This is a genomic window from Glutamicibacter mishrai (assembly GCF_012221945.1).
Taxonomy (GTDB): Bacteria; Actinomycetota; Actinomycetes; order Actinomycetales; family Micrococcaceae; genus Glutamicibacter; species Glutamicibacter mishrai.
In genome coordinates this window covers 59,437-76,455 of sequence record NZ_CP032549.1, presented here as the reverse complement: position 1 = coordinate 76,455, position 17,019 = coordinate 59,437, and the positions used below count along the sequence as shown (strand labels likewise).

At 59.1% G+C, this 17,019-nt stretch carries 15 protein-coding genes; 6 read left to right on the top strand and 9 right to left on the bottom strand.

Translation table 11 applies throughout. The features are described from left to right. Positions 1-2 precede the first annotated feature (2 nt). The 4 genes from D3791_RS00355 to D3791_RS00340 are packed head-to-tail and all read right to left on the bottom strand — an operon-like array spanning position 3 to position 4,546. Positions 3-683 (bottom strand): ATP-binding cassette domain-containing protein, encoded by a 681-nt coding sequence (locus D3791_RS00355; protein ID WP_172510990.1) that lies wholly within the window; start codon positions 681-683, stop codon positions 3-5. After that, a complete protein-coding gene (locus tag D3791_RS00350; protein ID WP_172510989.1) occupies positions 680-2,239 on the bottom strand; it encodes an ABC transporter permease subunit in 1,560 nt (519 codons plus the stop codon). The genes D3791_RS00355 and D3791_RS00350 overlap by 4 nt, the downstream gene beginning before the upstream one ends. Next, a complete protein-coding gene (locus D3791_RS00345) occupies positions 2,232-3,218 on the bottom strand; it encodes an ABC transporter permease (protein ID WP_172510988.1) in 987 nt (328 codons plus the stop codon). The genes D3791_RS00350 and D3791_RS00345 overlap by 8 nt, the downstream gene beginning before the upstream one ends. Continuing rightward, a complete protein-coding gene (locus D3791_RS00340; protein WP_246242619.1) occupies positions 3,215-4,546 on the bottom strand; it encodes an ABC transporter substrate-binding protein in 1,332 nt (443 codons plus the stop codon). Before D3791_RS00340 ends, D3791_RS00345 begins: the two co-directional genes overlap by 4 nt. A gap of 393 nt (positions 4,547-4,939) precedes the next feature. Between D3791_RS00340 and D3791_RS00335 the strand changes: the two genes are divergently transcribed. Further along, on the top strand, positions 4,940-5,284 hold the full coding sequence (locus D3791_RS00335; RefSeq protein ID WP_022875273.1) for an ArsR/SmtB family transcription factor: 345 nt from the start codon (positions 4,940-4,942) through the stop codon (positions 5,282-5,284). Positions 5,285-5,400: 116 nt separating this feature from the next. On the opposite strand, the gene D3791_RS00330 is transcribed toward D3791_RS00335, so the two are convergent. Then, positions 5,401-7,083, bottom strand: a complete 1,683-nt coding sequence (locus D3791_RS00330) for an ABC-F family ATP-binding cassette domain-containing protein (RefSeq protein ID WP_022875272.1) — start codon at positions 7,081-7,083, stop codon at positions 5,401-5,403. 54 nt (positions 7,084-7,137) lie between these two features. Next, positions 7,138-7,983 (bottom strand): 3-hydroxyacyl-CoA dehydrogenase, encoded by an 846-nt coding sequence (locus tag D3791_RS00325; protein WP_022875271.1) that lies wholly within the window; start codon positions 7,981-7,983, stop codon positions 7,138-7,140. Positions 7,984-8,173: 190 nt separating this feature from the next. On the opposite strand from D3791_RS00325, the gene D3791_RS00320 reads away from it, so the two are divergent. Next, positions 8,174-10,759, top strand: a complete 2,586-nt coding sequence (locus tag D3791_RS00320) for an esterase-like activity of phytase family protein (protein ID WP_172510987.1) — start codon at positions 8,174-8,176, stop codon at positions 10,757-10,759. A gap of 80 nt (positions 10,760-10,839) precedes the next feature. On the opposite strand, the gene D3791_RS00315 is transcribed toward D3791_RS00320, so the two are convergent. After that, positions 10,840-11,190, bottom strand: a complete 351-nt coding sequence (locus D3791_RS00315) for a hypothetical protein (protein WP_022875269.1) — start codon at positions 11,188-11,190, stop codon at positions 10,840-10,842. An 82-nt stretch (positions 11,191-11,272) separates the two neighbouring features. After that, positions 11,273-12,013 (bottom strand): hypothetical protein, encoded by a 741-nt coding sequence (locus D3791_RS00310; protein WP_172510986.1) that lies wholly within the window; start codon positions 12,011-12,013, stop codon positions 11,273-11,275. Between the two features lie 98 nt (positions 12,014-12,111). Between D3791_RS00310 and D3791_RS00305 the strand changes: the two genes are divergently transcribed. After that, entirely contained in the window at positions 12,112-13,176 is a 1,065-nt protein-coding gene (locus tag D3791_RS00305; RefSeq protein WP_172510985.1) for a PLP-dependent cysteine synthase family protein, read from the top strand. A gap of 10 nt (positions 13,177-13,186) precedes the next feature. Here D3791_RS00305 and D3791_RS00300 read toward each other — a convergent pair whose 3' ends face one another. Next, a complete protein-coding gene (locus tag D3791_RS00300) occupies positions 13,187-13,549 on the bottom strand; it encodes a cupin domain-containing protein (protein WP_246242233.1) in 363 nt (120 codons plus the stop codon). 179 nt (positions 13,550-13,728) lie between these two features. Here D3791_RS00300 and poxB point away from each other — a divergent pair, with 179 nt between their 5' ends. The 3 genes from poxB to nrdH all read left to right on the top strand — a co-directional run bounded on the left by poxB (position 13,729) and on the right by nrdH (position 17,016). Then, positions 13,729-15,453, top strand: a complete 1,725-nt coding sequence (poxB, locus tag D3791_RS00295; protein WP_022875265.1) for a ubiquinone-dependent pyruvate dehydrogenase — start codon at positions 13,729-13,731, stop codon at positions 15,451-15,453. Positions 15,454-15,527: 74 nt separating this feature from the next. Continuing rightward, complete coding sequence (locus tag D3791_RS00290) at positions 15,528-16,262, top strand: YggS family pyridoxal phosphate-dependent enzyme (protein ID WP_172510984.1); 735 nt, start codon at positions 15,528-15,530, stop codon at positions 16,260-16,262. Positions 16,263-16,785: 523 nt separating this feature from the next. Continuing rightward, on the top strand, positions 16,786-17,016 hold the full coding sequence (nrdH, locus tag D3791_RS00285) for a glutaredoxin-like protein NrdH (RefSeq protein ID WP_022875262.1): 231 nt from the start codon (positions 16,786-16,788) through the stop codon (positions 17,014-17,016). Positions 17,017-17,019 lie beyond the last annotated feature (3 nt).

Genomic DNA, 17,019 nt, shown 5'->3' with positions numbered 1-17,019 from the left:
GGTTATTGACCCTTTTGCAGATCAGCCAGGGGGACAATCTCGTCGCAATGCTCTGCCAGCGAAGCTCGATCATGCGACGCGACCACTACGCAAGCGCCTTGATCTGCCTTGTTTCGAAGCACTTCGAAAATCACTGTGGTCGTTGCGGGGTCGAGGGCCGAGGTCGGCTCGTCGCACAATACCAACGTAGGATTCAGGCTGAGCGCCCGCGCCAGCAAGGCTCGTTGCAGCTGCCCGTCAGAGACTTGGGAAGGATGCCTATCAAGTACTTTTTCGGGCAGTCGCAACTGATCAGCCAGGGCCAATAGCTGGTCCTGATATTGCTTGGGCGCCGGACGCGAACGCCGGTCGCGAAATGCCAAGGGGGCAGTGACCGTCTGGGCTAAAGTCAGCCGCGGATCGGCAAACCTCCTGGGATCCTGGGGGAGTACACCAATGCGTTGACGCGCGCTCACCGGGATTTTTGGCGCACCCTTGCCCCAAGGGATCGGGATCTGATCAATACTGATCTCGCCCGTATCTGGACGTTTTATTAGCGCTGCCAATGCGAGCAGGCTGGTCTTGCCCGCGCCAGATGGGGCAGTCAGCCCCACCATATGCTGGTCAGGAACATGGAGGGTGGTCGGTGGGAGGATCTGGCGCCCCACGGCATTGAGCGTCACAGCATTCATCGTCAGCGTCATGCGATGCTTCCTTGTTCTTGAACCGATGGCCGGGACGAAACCAGTTGCCCGTTGTCCATGGTGTAGATGACTGTGGCGAGGTGTTCGGCTAACTCGGTATCGTGGGTCACCATCAAGATGGCTGCACCGTCATTTGCTGCGCGTCGCAAGATATTAGCGATAACCTTGCGGGTATCTTGATCCAATGCGCTGGTGGGTTCGTCAAGCACTATGCACGCTGGGCTGCTGACCAGACCCAGGGCCAGGAGCGCGCGTTGCGCTTGCCCGCCTGATAACTGGTGCGGGTAGTGGTCCAACAGGTGGGAATCCAAACCGAATATTTGCCAGTAGTCTTCTAGATTCTGAGCGCTTGCATCACGAGCGTGCTCCCGGAATGCTCTGGCCAGTGCCTTGCGAAGCGTGCGTACCGGATTGAGTGCAGTTGCCGCTGAACCGGGGATGAATACGAGCTCTTTACCCAGCATCTGACCGCTTCGCGCGTTGACGCAGGTCTGGCCGTTGATGGTCAACGCGGTAGATGTATCCAAAGTAGCGGGCAGCAGTCCAGCGATGGCTCTGAGGAACAGCGTTTTCCCTGCCCCTGATGGACCCATGAGAGCGGTGATCGACCCACCTGCTGCGTTGATCTCCACGCGATCAATGAGTACCTCGGCGCCGGCGGAGACTGCCACGCGTGCGGTGAATCCCGTGTGGGATTCACGGGCAGTTTGAGATGCCTGGGTGCGAGCATTTTTCCGGTGTCTCCTGGCTGAACGTCGAGTAGTTCTCGCTTTCTCCTCATGCTGGGCAAGCCCTGCCACAGCCCAGCAGGCAAGGATCAACACTACTGAGGGGAAGAGCAACAGCCACCACGAGCCGGCAAGGATTCCGCTGCGCGCGTCTTCCAGAAGCAATCCGAGGGATGCGGCCTGCGGCGGTAGTCCCACGCCCAGGAAGGAGAGGGCGGATTCGTGCCACATGGCATGCGGAACTTGCAAGGCAAAGGCAATTGCTATTTGGGGCAGTACTGCAGGAATGAGATGCGTTCGCCAGATAGCAATCGTGCTGGCACCAGAAGCGGCGGTGAGCTGGACGTAGCCGCTTTCGCGTTCGGCGAGCAACTTTGAGCGCAGCACACGGGCGACCTGCGTCCAATGGGTCAGTGCTATGGAAAGGACGATGGCCCAGATTTGCCCTGGCCATAGGGCCAAAATGACTACGGACAGGAGCAGGTGCGGTATTGCGTTGAGGCCGTCGATTGACCGGCTGATGATGCCGTCAATGAGTTTCCCGCCGGTGACGGCGACAGTGGCTGCGATGATGCCCAGAATCGTGGCCAAGGTTGCTGATCCCAGAGCCATCAGCAATGAAACACGCAGGGCGGCAGCGGTTCGGGTCCACACATCGCGGCCCAATTGGTCCGTTCCGAAGAGGTGCCCAGTCCCGGGATGCTTGTACACCGCGGTCAAATCAACGGCGTAAATGGCGTGGGAGTTCAGCATTGGAACCAGCAGCGCATAAAGCATCAGTACTGCGCAGATGGCTGCGGGCAGGATCGACGGCCGTAGTCTACGCATGGCTCACCCTTGCATCGGCCATCAAGTACGCGGCATCGGCCAGCGCATTGCCGGCGAAGACAGCGAGGGCTGAGCAGGTGGTGACCGCAGCGAGCAGGGCGAAGTCGCCGGCTACGGCTGACTCGATGACAGCCGAGGCGATCCCGGGCCAAGCGAAAATGGTCTCTATGATCAATGCGCCCGTGATCAACTCGCCTAGACGGGATCCGATCACTGTTATGAAGGGCAGCAAGGCTTGAGGCAGGGCCTCGTGCAGGAGGATGTTCTTGGCTCCGCGGCCCTGGGCGGCCAGTATCGAATCGGAGTCCATGGCTTCAATAAGCGACGTTCGGAGATTGAGCAGCAACCAGGGCAATAAGCTGAACGCCAGTACTGCTGCGGGCAATAGCAAATGGGTGAACAGCGAGCCGAAACTCGGGGCTTCACCTGCCGCCGCGATACCGCCCGTCGGCCATCCCAAAGGGAGCGCGATGACGGCAATGGCTAGCAAGGCAACGACAAAAAGCGGAATCGATTGAGCCAGTTGGGCGATGGCAAGGACGATGCGATCGACCAAGCCATGCCGGTATTTGACCGCGGCAAGGGACAAGAACAAAGAAGTACCGATCGCTAAGATCAAACCGCTGGCGGTCAGCAAAAAAGTCAGTGGAATGCGCTCGGACAATACCTGTGTCACCGGGCGGGCCGCGATCAGGGAGGAACCTAAATCCCCGTGCATTGCGCGGGAGATCCAGTGTGTCCATACCTGAAGCCAGGACTGGTCTAGCCCGAGCTCCGTCCGGAACTTTTCGCGCAGCTCGATGCTGGTGTGCGCATAGCTTGAGCCGAGATAGCTGGCCAGGGGGTTAAACGGAGCAATGCTGGCAAGGGCAAAAACCAATGCGGTCAGCCCAATTGTCGCCGGTAGCGCCACGAGTGCTCGTCGCATCAGGAGCGAGCCTGCCAGGCGCCAACGATGCGCTTCAAATGCAGTACTCACTTGTTGGCCCATTGCCCGATTTTTGCCCAGGGCCCCCACGCAGTTCCGTGTTCGTGGGGCTCAAGCAATGTGCTGGTTGTGGCCCATCGCTCATGCACCGAGCTCTGTTGAACATAGCTGTGGTCGATAAAGGCGAGAAGCAGCATCGAGGGATCCTCGACGTAGAGCGACTGCACTTTCTGATAAGCCCGGATTCTGGATTTCTCGTCCGTGCTGCTACGGCCTGTGTGCAATTCCCGGTCCATGTCCTTGTCGGCGTAATGGCTGGGGTTGTCATAGTACGCGCCGGCTTTTGGATAGCTTGAGTGCAGCATCTTATATAGCTGGGTGTCGACGTCGTAGGGTGTATCGCCACCGCCGAGCATGATGGCATCCTGGCCTACGCGTGGCTCGGCCTGATCAAAGGTGGCTGGCTGGACCGTGATCTTGATTCCGTAGGGTTCAAGCTGTGATGCGAGGGCCAAGGACAGATCCCTTCGGAGCGTATCGCCGGGGTTGTAAAGCAGCGAAAATTCCGCGCGGGTCCCGTTCTTGGCGCGTATTCCGTCGGCGCAGGCTTTCCAGCCAGCAGCATCGAGGATCTGTCGAGCACGGGTCGGGTCGTGTTTGAAGGCTGCCTTGGAATTGTAGTACTTGCCGTATTCCGGCGGGATGAACGTGTATGCAGGCCGCCCGGCTCCGGCGAGTACGCCAGAGATGATCTGTTCGCGATCTACAGCAACGTTCAATGCCAAGCGAACCCCGGGGTCTTTGGTGAAAGGGTGGTTCGACGGCAAGGAAATGCCACGCCAATCCGCGCTGGTGGCAGTGACTACTTCAAATCCTTCGCGCTGCGCAAAGCTGGATGCCAGCCTCGTCGGCAAGATGGTACCGGTGTAATCGGAGCCGGCCATGGCCTGGGTCCGAGCGTTGTCGTCGTTGGACTCGGTGTAGGAAACCTTCTTCACTGCAGGCGCGCCGTCTCGGTAATCCTCGTTTGCGCTCAGAACCAAACTAGAACTGTCGAAGCTATCAAGGACGTATGGACCGGTGCCGATCGGGTGACGATTGAGTTCTGAATCGCTGACCGGGGTAGCGGCCTGGATCTTCTCGGATGGCGCGATGCCGACAAGCAAGGAGGTCTTAAAGGAGACTTGCGGTTCATGCAGAGTGAAACGGACGCCATGGGGGCCGTGCTCATCCACAGCAGCGAGGTTCTCTATCGTGCCTGCCAGCGGCGAGGCGGTGCGAGGATCCTTGATCGCACGGTAGCTTGCAACTACGTCGGCAGGATCCAGTGACGTCCCATCGCTGAATTTTATTCCCTGTCGCACGGTGATATCCCAAATGAGCCCGTCGGCGGAAATCGAAGGCTCATCCTGCGCAAGGAGAGGAACGATTTCCGGTAGGGATTTCGCATCGCCTTGAAGCGTGAAGAGCGATTCGTTTATTTTTCCAATGCCGTTGTTATCAAACCCTGCTAGGGATTGAGCGTGGCAGGCAGGGATGGGGTGAGTAAATTTACCGCGGATTGCTCCATTGCGTCAGAGCTAGCTACCTGACACCCGCTGCAGACAATTACGATGGGTAGAAGAATTGCTGCTGCGCGGGATATCGGTTTGCGCACGGCACGGGTCCTTCCAAGAAAGGTGGGGGTTTTGTTGCTCTCAGAATACATGTGTTCACCCAGACAGATGTCAGTATTACTCACTGTTTTTACCACAACGTCGTAGCGGAGAATCGTGACTGAGATTGAGCTTGAAAAAATAGGTTCCGACGCACTCTCGAAAGTTCAGGCCACCATCCCTGAATGGATCGAAGTGTTCTCCTTATGCGCTGATGAAACGCGCATCAAGCTGCTCATCGCCATGCATGCAGCACCGGGTTCTTCGGTCTCGCAATTGGCCGAAGCAACTGGTCTTTCGCCTAACACGGTTACCCAGGCTTTGGCGACGCTTCATCGTGCCCAGGTGGTTCAGGTGGAACGGGATGGCAAGTATCGTCGCTGGCAATTAGTGCATCCTGGCATCCACCAGTTGCTGCATCAGTTGCAAGCCCCACATTCGGTACTTCACCCCGAACACTAGCCTCGGATTCGGGTCAGCCACCGGAAATCGGGCAGCGCAAAGCCCTGGCATTCATGGTTGTTGCTAATGCAAACTCCGATGGATGCCAGGGCTGCGCAAGAAGCCAAGCGGGATGCCTAGCGCTTACGAACCACGCGCGTCTCATCCCAAACGGGTTCCGCGGATTCATACACGGTTCCGTCGGAGCCGAAGACCAGGAAACGATCAAAGCTCTTGGCGAACCAGCGGTCGTGGGTCACTGCGAGAACGGTTCCTTCAAAAGCGTTGATGGCTCGCTCCAAGGCTTCGCCTGAGTGCAGATCCAAGTTGTCAGTCGGTTCATCGAGCAACAGCAGTGTTGCCCCTGAAAGCTGCAGCAGCAAGATCTGGAAACGTGCTTGCTGTCCGCCCGAAAGCGACTCGAACTTCTGCTCGGACTGTCCAGCCAAGCCATAGCCATCCAAGGCACCTGCCGCGGCCTCGCGGGGCAATCCGGAACGGTGCTCGTCGCCGCGGTGCAGGATCTCGAGCAAAGTCCGTCCGAAGAGGTCGGGCCGTGTGTGGGTTTGGGCGAAATAGCCTGGGCGAATTCGGGCGCCAAGCTTGACCGTCCCCTCATGCTCAACCTTGTCGATCACCACATCGGAAACGGGCAAATGCTCGCGTTCCGGCTCGCTCCCGCCGCTAGCCAGCAGGCGCAGGAAATGGGACTTTCCCGAACCATTAGAGCCGAGGACGCCAACGCGATCGCCAAACCAGATTTCGGTCGAGAAGGGCTTCATGAGGCCACTGAGTTCAAGCTTTTCAGCGACGACTGCGCGTTTTGCGGTACGGCCGCCCTTGAGCCGCATTTGCACATTTTGTTCCAGTGGGATGGCTTGGGGAGGTCCGGCTTCCAGGAACTTCTCCAAGCGCGTGGTGGCCGCATGGTAGCGGTTGGCCATGTCGGAGCGGAATGCGGCCTTGGTCTTATACATATTAACCAGTTCCTTGAGCTTGGCGTGCTCCTCGTCCCACCGCTTGCGCAACTCCTCGAAACGTTCGTTGCGTTCTTGGCGTGCTTCCACGTAGCTGCCGAAGGAACCGCCGTGAATCCAAGCGGTTGCTCCGCCATGCCCTGGTTCCAGGGTGACGATGCGGGTTGCCGCGTTATTTAGAAGCTCGCGGTCGTGGCTGATGAAGAGCACTGTTTTGGGGGAGTTGCGCATCTTCTCTTCGAGCCAGCGCTTGCCGGGAACATCGAGGTAGTTATCTGGCTCGTCGAGCAGCAGCAAGTCATCATTGCCCTCGAACAGCGCTTCGAGGACCAGGCGTTTCTGTTCGCCACCAGATAAGGTGCGGGCCAAGCGGGTTGCCGCTTGATCGAACTCGATGCCCAGGGCCGCCATGCAGACCTTGTCCCAGGTGGTCTCGAGTTCGTATCCGCCTGCGTCGCCCCATTCGATAATGGCTTCGGCGTAGCGCATGTGGACCTTTTCGTCCTCGCTGGTCAGCATGAGCTCTTCGTATTTGGCGACTTTTTCGGCGGCTTGCGCCAAGGCTGGGGCCGCTGTGGACAGGAGCAATTCCTTGACCGTGGTTTCATCGCGCACCTGGCCAACGAACTGGCGCATGATCCCTAATGAACCGGTGCGGTTAATTGAACCTTCGTCAGCCTTGAGATCTCCTGCGATGATCTTGAATAACGTCGTTTTGCCCGTGCCGTTCGGGCCGATCAAAGCTGTTTTGGTTCCTGCGGAGACCTTAAAGGCCACACCGCCCAGCAGTTGGGTGCCGTCGGAAAGGAAATACTGGATGTCAGTCACGTCAATATGGGCCACCGAACCATCCTATCCGAGCGGCAACTAAGCAGAATGCCGGGCGGTGCGAGGCGTTTAGTTGTACTTGTAGAATCCTTCGCCGGTGGCGACACCTAGTTTGCCTTGATCGATGTACTGCGTCTTAAGCAGTTCAGCAAACTTCTTGCTGGTTTCATCGCCGTGGCTGGAGATGTGATAGGCAGTATTCAATCCGACGATGTCGTAGATTTCGAATGGGCCGTAGGGCGCGCCAGTGCCCAGTTTCCACGTGGTGTCAATGGTGGAAGCGTCGGCGACCTCGTTGACTAACAGGTGGCTGGCAGATTCGAGAAATGGGACCAGCAGCGAGTTCAGCACGTAGCCGGGTTGCTCCTTGAGCACGCGAATTGGGACCAGCCCGGTGCTTTCTGCGAATTCGACTACGGCTTCGTAGGCTTCCGAGCTTGTATCGGCGGTGCCCATGACTTCGCCCGTGTTGTTTTTCCAGATGTTATTCGCGTAGTGCAAGGCCAGGAACTGTGCAGGCCGTCCGGTGAATGGGGAAATATCCGACGGGAGCAAGGTCGAAGAATTCGTTGCGAAGATGGTGCGCTGCGGGGCGAAGGAAGAAAGCTTCTGATAGGTCTCTTCCTTGATCTTCAGATCCTCCGGCACTGCTTCGATGACCAAATCCGCATCCCCGACCGCGTAGGCCATATCCGAGGTTAGCTGGATGGATGCCCGGGCCGCTTGCGCCTTGGCCGGGTCGCCAAAGAACGATGCGTACTCATCCACCAGGCTGTCGAGCCGAGCTGCAGCAAGCTGCAACGCAGCATCGCTGATGTCGTAACCGATGACCGGCAGGCCATGGTAGGCAGTCTGAAAGAGGATCTGCGAACCGAGCACGCCGGTGCCTAATACGGTGGTATTCGTCAGCTTCATGTTGATCTCCTTGAAAATTGAAGTATTACTGCTAGTCTCCGCTTGTAGTTGAAGTGATGCAACTAAATGTGATGAGCGGAACCATTCGACATGTTTCGCCCCGCTGCTTGTCGCCATTCGTTCACCGGCAATTTGTTCTCCACTGAGAATCTTGGGAGGAAACGGCTAGCACCTAACAAGGGAGAAGCGAGTGCATCGCGCTGCAGGTAAAAGTATCGGATTAGTCGCGGCAGCAGTGTTGTCCGCGAGTATCGCCAGTCCCGCCGCTGCTGACAATAGTGACTATTTTGAGCGGGTCGCCACGTATCCGGTGTACCAAAATCATCCGGATGGCGCCGAAGGAACCACGGCAGCAGAGATTTCCACGGTTTCAGAAGACGGCAAGACGCTCATCTACTCGGATGCCTTGTCCCGAAGCGTCGGATTTGTCGATATCTCAGATCCATCGAACCCGAAGGGCCTCGGTTTGCTGGGGCTGCATCAACTTGGCAGTGCCGAGGACGAACCTACAAGCGTCGCAGCCTACGGGCCGTACGTGTTTGTTGTGGTCAATACGTCCGCCAGCTACAGCGAGCCCTCCGGCCGGCTGGACGTCGTGCGCATCGCCGACCGCTCGCTGGTGCACAGCTTCGAACTGCCCGGGCAACCCGATTCCATCGCGATCTCCAAAGACGGCGCCTACGCAGGTATTGCCATCGAAAATGAACGTGATGAGGATGCCGGCGACGGAGGGCTCCCGCAAGCGCCTGCGGGCGCAGTGGCGATCCTCGATCTGGACGGGCAAAGCCCGGACAAATGGAGCTTGCGCGAAGTCCCGCTGACGTCAGGGACTCCCAACGACCCGCAGGCGTTGCCATTGTTGTCGAAAGCCGGCCTGGACACCCCACAGGACCCGGAGCCAGAGTACGTGAGCATCAACTCCAAAAACCAGCTGGCCGTTACCCTCCAAGAAAATAACGGCATGGTCATCATTGACCTGCCAAGCGGAAAGCTCAAGCGGGCATTCAGCACCGGACATGTCGACCTGCAAGGAATCGACACGAGCGATGACGGGCAGCTCGATACGGAAGGTTCACTAAACGACGTCCCCCGAGAACCAGACGCTGTGGCGTGGCTCCAAGATCGGTACCTGGCCACGGCCAACGAAGGGGACTGGAAAGGTGGAAGCCGCGGATTCTCCATCTTTGATTCCCGCACCGGAAAAGTTGTATGGGATTCAGGCAACAGCTTTGAACACCTCGCAATGGGACAAGGGCTCTTCCCGGAAAAGAGGACAGACAAGAAAGGCACGGAACCAGAGGGCCTGGCAATCTCACGATTCAACGGCGTCGATTATGGTTTTGTTGCGTCCGAGCGGGCCAATTTCGTAGCCGTATACGACCTCTCGGATCCGAAGAAGCCGCGTTACCTGCAAACCTTGCCGAGCACCAACGGGCCAGAAGGAATCTTGCCGATTCCAGAGCGCGGGCTCCTGGCGGTCGCCTCCGAAACCGATGAGGACGATGTGCGCTCAGCTCTCTCCCTCTATTCCATTGGTGCCGACAGCCCGCAATTCCCGCAACTTGCATCACAACAGGAATCGCTGGTTCCGTTTGGCGCGCTCAGCGGGCTGAGCCCTGATCCAGCTGACCCGACGAAGCTCTACGCAGTCAGCGATAATGCTTACGCGCCGCGAATCTACGACATCACCCTTGGGGCCCCTGCCTCCGTAGACAGCTCGATCCCTGTTACCGGAGCAAGCACCGAGCTTGATCTCGAAGGGCTGGCAGCACGAGAAGACGGAGGCTTCTGGGCCGCTCACGAAGGTGCCGAAGGAACCGAGAACATGTTGGTGGAAATCGATGATTCAGGCGCGGTCATCGAAGAAGTCCCGCTGCCGGAGGAAGCTGTTGGTTCACTGCAGAAGCAGGGGCTGGAAGGCGTCACTGTGCGCGGAAGCGGGGAGGACGAGCAAGTGATCTTCACCCTGCAACGCGAGGTTCCGGGCGAAGATTTTGTTCGTCTTGGCAAATATCTGCCTGCAACCGGCGAGTTCAGCTGGTACGGATACCACTTGGAGCAAGCAGCGGACGGAGCCTGGAACGGGCTGTCGGAAATCACGGCTCTGCCCGATGGCTCGTACGCGGTCATTGAACGTGACAATCAGGTTGGTCCAGCAGCCAAGCACAAAGCTGTTTACCAAGTTGAATTGCCGGAAGACGGCGAACGGCCTGAAGATGCAGGTGTCAGCATGCTGAACAAGAAGCTGGCCGCGGATGTCTTGCCGACGCTGGAAGCTACGCACGGGTGGACGCAAGAAAAACTTGAAGGACTGGCCGTGGCTGGCGGGGAAGTATATGTAGTCACGGATAACGACGCCGTAGACGAGGCCACCGGTGAGACAGTTTTTGCCTCGCTGGGCCAGGCCGCCGATATCTTCGATCTGGACTCCAGCTCGCCAAGCCCGACCACCGAGCCAAGCGAATCGCCGTCCTCGCCGGCCCCGCAGGAGAACGAACAGGACCCGGAGCAATCGCCAGAGTCCGCGGATCCTGAGGAATCAGGGAAGCCTGAACAGTCCCAGCCTGAACGTGAACCGCAGGCAGAGGAGCAGGATTCGATATCCGAGGAATCCGAGGAAATTGATGCGGAGCAGGTCGTGCAGACTGAACGAGAGGGGGATTTGGCGGATACCGGCGCCAACAGCCTGTGGCTGATTCCCGTTGGGTTGATGGTGGCCCTGCTCGGTGCCGCCGCGGCCTATAAGTCCGCGCGCGGATCTCGGGCCAAGCAGTAAGGAACTAGTCGCAGAAAAGCCTCAGGGCGTGGCATCCATCGGATGCCACGCCCTGACGCTTTAACTACGCTTTGGGAAAATTAGTTCTTCTTCTGCACCTGGGAGAGAACCACTGCGGCTACGGCAGCAACAATAAGCGAAACAATCAGGAACTTGCCGCCCTTGTGGGACTTTTCCTTCGGAACCAGATTCTTCTGCGCGTTCTGGACTGCATTCTGCACCGAGGCACGGGCACGCTGTGCGGCCTTGGAATTGCCAGTGACATTTTCAATCAGGTTGGAACCAGCCTTGCTGATGGCATCAGCGTTGACACTGGAAACAGCCTCGGTCCAGCCGCCACGGATTTCCTTGGGCAGCTCTTCCTTGGCAGCCTTGGCGAGTTTCGCCAACGACTTTTCAACTTCTTTAAAGCTCTTAGCAGTCTTCGACATGTTTTCCTCTCTGATGGACCTTTAGGCCTCATCCTCCACCCTAGCCAGCTAGCGGTTGGCTCTCAAGCGCAGGGCGTTGCGCTCAGTGCGAACTCAGAATTCGCCGGATCCGGGTACGCAAGGCGCTGATCAGGCAGATCAGCATCATCACCGCGGCAACAAGGCAAACCGTGGCAAAGATCGGCGACGTGGCGTGCCCTGAATACCGGTCGAGAATGATCCAGACCAGGACCCACAACGCTCCAGCGTTCAAATAGATGCCCATCGGATTCTTGAAACTGACAGCACAGAGGAACAACGCGAGCAAGATAATCGCCAGAGCGCTGGATCCTTTGAACATCAAGGAGTGCGGGTTTCCATGATGCATCGCAGCAAAGGCCAAAGACTCGGCAACGATGATCACTGATAGCCAACCGGCAAACAGCCCGAAACAAGCCCTGGTAATCCAGCGATCGATTTGGTGTTCCAGGGTGCTTCGGTCAAGGGCCACGACAATTCGAATGAGCACAGCCAACAGCGCCGCGCCAGCGAACAGGCTCAAGCCGATCAGTCCGCGCTGCAGGCACAAGACCCATGCCGCATTGAACAGCACCATGGCCAAGACCCAAGGCCGTATTTCCCGGTGAACCCGCACCTGCCACCGAGAGACTCCTTGCCAGATGGCGTAGGCAGCGAGACAGAGGATGAGGGCGAACCAGGGGAGCAGGCCGATGAGCGGAACAGAGGAGACCGTGGCGTCTTGTCCAAGCCAGCCACCGGCAATGTCCTCCAGATCGGGCGCAGCGAAAACCGCCCAGACAGCCCAGCTCAAACCCAGAAGCATCAGGACTGCATAGCCACCAGAAACCAGCTTTAATTCCACAATTTTGAATTTATCATGATGGGCGTGTTTGGGCATGACGCCACCGCTAGAGTAGAAGAATGACTGATCTTTGGGTGCGACATGCAATTTCTCAGCTCAATGCAGATGCGAACCGCAGCGCGGATACTCACCTGCTGCGTTTTGAACTTCCCGCGCAATGGGGGATCGAGCTGTACCTGAAAGATGAATCGGTGCACCCCACCGGTTCGCTCAAGCACCGTCTTGCCCGTTCACTGATCCTTTATGGTCTGGTCAACGGGCGCATCACCGAGGGGACCACCCTGGTGGAAGCCTCCAGCGGTTCCACCGCTGTCTCCGAAGCCTACTTCGCCCGGATGCTCGGCCTGCAATTCATCGCGGTCGTGCCCGCCTCGACGAGCTCCGAGAAGATCAAGCTCATCGAGTTCTATGGCGGCCGATGCCACTTGGTCGACGGCGCAGGCCAGGTTGATGCCGCCGCCCGCGAGCTGGCGGCAGAATCCACCGGCTACTATCTTGACCAGTTCACCTACGCCGAGCGGGCCACCGACTGGCGCGGCAACAACAATATCGCCGAGTCGGTGTACGCGCAGATGTCTGCCGAACCGCACCCGATCCCCAGCTGGATCGTGGTGGGGGCCGGCACCGGCGGAACCAGCGCCACCTTTGGGCGCTACGCACGCTACAAGCAGCACGAGACCCGCGTCTGCGTCGCCGACCCGGAAGGCTCATCCTTCTACGAGGGCTGGCGCAGCGGCAACCTGGCCTACGCCACCGGCACCGGGTCGCGGATCGAAGGCATCGGCAGGCCCAAGGTGGAGGCCTCGTTCATGCCCGGGGTCATCGATCACATGGTGCAGGTGCCGGATGCGGCTTCCTTGGCGGCCATGCACTTCCTGCGCTCCAGGACGCGCTACTTCGCCGGCGGCTCGACCGGGACCAATCTCTATGCCGCCTTCGGGATCATCGCCGATATGCTCGAGCGCGGCCAGCAGGGCAGCGTGGTGACGCTGATCTGCGACTCCGGCGAACGCTACGCCAATACCTATTACAACCAGCAGTGGCTTGACGAGCAGGGCCTTGATCTGGCGCCCTATGCAGCGCAGATGCAGCACTTCCTCGATGAGGGCGTGTGGAGCAGCTAGAACTGGCGCGCTAGCTGCGTCGGGGCACCGGCATCAGGCCCGTGGTGTTCTTGCGCTGGTGCACCGAGAAATATGCCAGGCCATGCTCCCCGGCGGTGAAACGGCGCTGGCTGTGCGCGGGCAGATAGATGATGTCTCCGACTTCCAGCTCGATCTGCCCGCTGGCGGTGTGCAACATGCCCGAGCCGGCGAAGACATGCAGCAGCACATCCAAGGCAGGTCCCAGATGTTCGCCGATCTGCTCTCCGGGTGCCAGGGAGATGACGTTGGCGTCGAGGTCCCGATCTGCCGGTTCCAGCTTCCACAGCGCTCCATTGCTTGCTCCTGCCGGAAGCTTGGAGGTATTGGCCATGCGCTGCGGTTCGTTCATCATCTCTCCAGCCTAGCTAATCCGTGCCCGGTCCCGGAGGGTTCCTGTCTCTTGTGGTCTGTGGCACTTCATGGTGTGTTGGGAGGAACCTGGTCCGGGAGGCAAAATCCATGGCACAAGGGAGAACGGCGCAGTAGGGTGAGCAGTAGACCCATTGGAACATTGTGTGCAGGAGGAATGTTTTGCCTACCGTAGCCGACCACCTGATTGAACAGCTTGACACCCAGGGCGTGCGCCGAATCTATGGCATCCCGGGAGATTCCCTGAATGGATTGACCGATGCCCTGCGGGAGAACGGCCGCATGCAATGGGTGCATCACCGCCACGAGGAAGCCGCCGCCTTCGCCGCCGCGGCAGAGGCGGAAATCACCGGCGAGATCGCCGTGTGCGTGGGCTCTTGCGGCCCGGGCAACTTGCACCTGATCAACGGCTTGTATGACGCGAATCGTTCCCGGGTGCCGGTGCTGGCCATCGCCGCCCAGATCCCCACCGAGGAAATTGGGTCCAACTATTTCCAGGAGACCAATCCGGTTGAGGTCTTCCGAGGCTGCTCGGTGTATGCCGAACAGGTCTCCGACCCCAAGCAGATGCCCCGGATGCTGCGGATCGCGATGCGCGAGGCCATCGAGAAGCGCGGCGTGGCCGTGTTGGTGATCTCCGGGGATGTGGCGCTTTCGGAGATGGAGCGAACCGCGACCCAGCAGATCGTCAAGACCAGTCCCCGGGTTCTGCCCAATGAAGCGGAATTGGAGCAGGCCGCCGAGATCCTCGAAGGCTCGCGCAAGGTCACCATCCTTGCCGGTGCCGGTGTGGCCGGCGCCCATGATGAAGTGGTCGCGTTGGCCGACAAGCTGGCCGCCCCGATCGTCCATGCCATGCGCGGCAAGGAGCATATCGAGTACGACAACCCCTTCGATGTGGGCATGACCGGGCTGCTGGGCTTTGCCTCGGGTGCCAAGGCGATTGACGAATGCGACGTGCTGCTCATGCTGGGCACCGACTTCCCGTACCAGCAGTTCTATCCGCAGCATGCCACCATCATCCAGGTGGATATCCGCGGCGAGCAGATCGGACGCCGCACCCGGGTGGATGTCCCGCTGGTGGGCACCGTGAAGGATACCGCGGCCGCGCTGAATGCTCTGCTGCCGGTGCAAACCCATCGCAAGCACCTGGAGAATGCGCTGGAGCATTACCGCAAGACCAGGACCAAGCTCGATGAACTGGCCACCGGATCCAAGCCGGGAGCCGCGATCCATCCGCAGTACCTGGCGCGGCTGATCGACCAGGCCGCCAACGATGACACGATCTTCACTGCCGACGTCGGCTCTCCGGTCATCTGGGCCGCCCGCTATCTGACCATGACCGGTAAGCGGCGGGTGCTCGGTTCCTTCAACCACGGATCCATGGCCAACGCACTGTGCCATGCCTTGGGCGCGCAGGCCATCGACCGCAACCGGCAGGTGATCGCCTTTGCCGGGGATGGCGGCCTGTCCATGATGCTCGGCGAACTGCTGACCGCGACGCAGAACAAGCTGCCGGTGAAGATCGTGGTCTTCAACAACTCCTCGCTGAACTTCGTCGAGCTGGAGATGAAGGCCGCCGGCTTTGTCACCTATGCCACGGATCTACAGAACCCGGATTTCGGTGCGGTGGCCACGGCTGCCGGGCTGAAGGGCTACCGCGTGGATGACTCCGCGCAGCTCGAATCCACGATCGCTCAGTTCCTGGCCCACGACGGGCCCGCGGTGTTGGATGTGGTGACCGACCGCCAAGAGATGTCGATGCCGCCGAACATCAAGCTGGAACAGGCCAAGGGCTTTGCGCTCTACGCCATTCGCACCGTGCTCTCGGGACGTGGGGACGAGCTGCTGGATCTGGCCAAGACCAACTGGAGGCAAATGTTCTAGGCGTTTATGCCTATGCTTGTTGCTGGCGCCTTTTGGCGCCAGCAACACTTTGGGAGATCGAGAAAGTTGGCGTTTTGACTTCGCAACCTGCTGCCGCCCATGCGGCCACTACCGAGGATTTCATTCGCAATCTGGCAGCGGTCAATCAGCGCATCGCCGCCGCGTGCGCTGCAGCGGGCCGTGAGGCCGGCTCGGTGCGCTTGCTGCCGGTGACCAAGACCATCGGCACCGAGCGGCTGGCACTGGCCATTGCCGCCGGGGTGGACACCTTGGGGGAGAACAAGGTGCAAGAGGCCCATGGCAAGTATGAGCACTTCCGCGAGGACTTCCCCCACCTGCGCTACGCCATCATCGGTCCGCTGCAAACCAACAAGGCGAAGTTCGTCGCTCAATTCGCCGATGAGTTCCACGCCTTGGACTCATTGAAGCTGGCAGAGACGTTGCAGCGCCGGCTCGAGCTGGAGGATCGGACGCTGGAAGTCTTCATCCAGGTCAATACTTCGGGGGAGGAAAGCAAGTCCGGGATCCTGGCATCCGAGGCCGCCGGCTTGCTGGCCTCCTTGGCTCCGCTGGATCGACTCACCCCGGTGGGCCTGATGACCATGGCGGCCAACACGAATGACGAGCAACAGGTTCGCGGCAATTTCGCCTCTTTGCGCCAGACGCTGGAGCAGCTGCAGCAGAACGCTCCGCAGGGCTTCGAACACCTGTCGATGGGCATGAGCGGCGACTACGAGCTCGCCATCGCCGAGGGGGCGACTGTGGTGCGTGTGGGTCAAGGGATCTTCGGCGCCCGCAACTATGCCTGAGCTTTTAGCTGTGGCAGGGTTTTGAGATGAAGCAGAGAGGGCGGCCAGTTGGAAACAGCGGCCGTCCTCTCTGCTGTGTTGTGCACAGCGTGAGTCTCGGCGACTCATAGTGTCCCTCGCCGGGGCCACACTAGATGTAGTGGTGCTCCCTGGCAGGGCGTAACTAGATATGGGAGGCGAAACACGCCGAGGAACATCTCACAGGAAGAATTTTTAACCCACATGCACCGCTGGCAAGGCTGTGGACAACGTTGGGCAGACCCCGAAAAATCGCGGTTTAAACGGGATCGAATATCCACAGTTCCTGTGGACGTTGGCGGGGAAGAATGACATACTTGTAATACATCATGTTGTGGCTGCTTGACCGGCCAAACACAACATGTAGTATTGAACCCGTTGGTGCGGCTCGCACCAGTAGCACCTCGAAAACTGTTTTTTGAGGCATCCGAAAGGGCAGCTGGGACTTTCTCTCAACAAGAGGGAAACCGGCCAACATCAAGAATTTCTAAAGGGGATCAGGGACATGGCCATCACGGTTTACACGAAGCCTTCCTGCGTTCAGTGCAACGCTACTTACCGCGCGTTGGATAAGAAGGGTGTCGAGTACAACAAGGTCGACATCTCACAGGATGCCGCCGCCTTGGAGCACGTACGTGGCTTGGGCTACATGCAGGCACCTGTTGTCGTCACCGACGATGATCACTGGTCGGGCTTCCGCCCAGACAAGATCGAATTGCTGGCTCCAGCTAACTAGAGC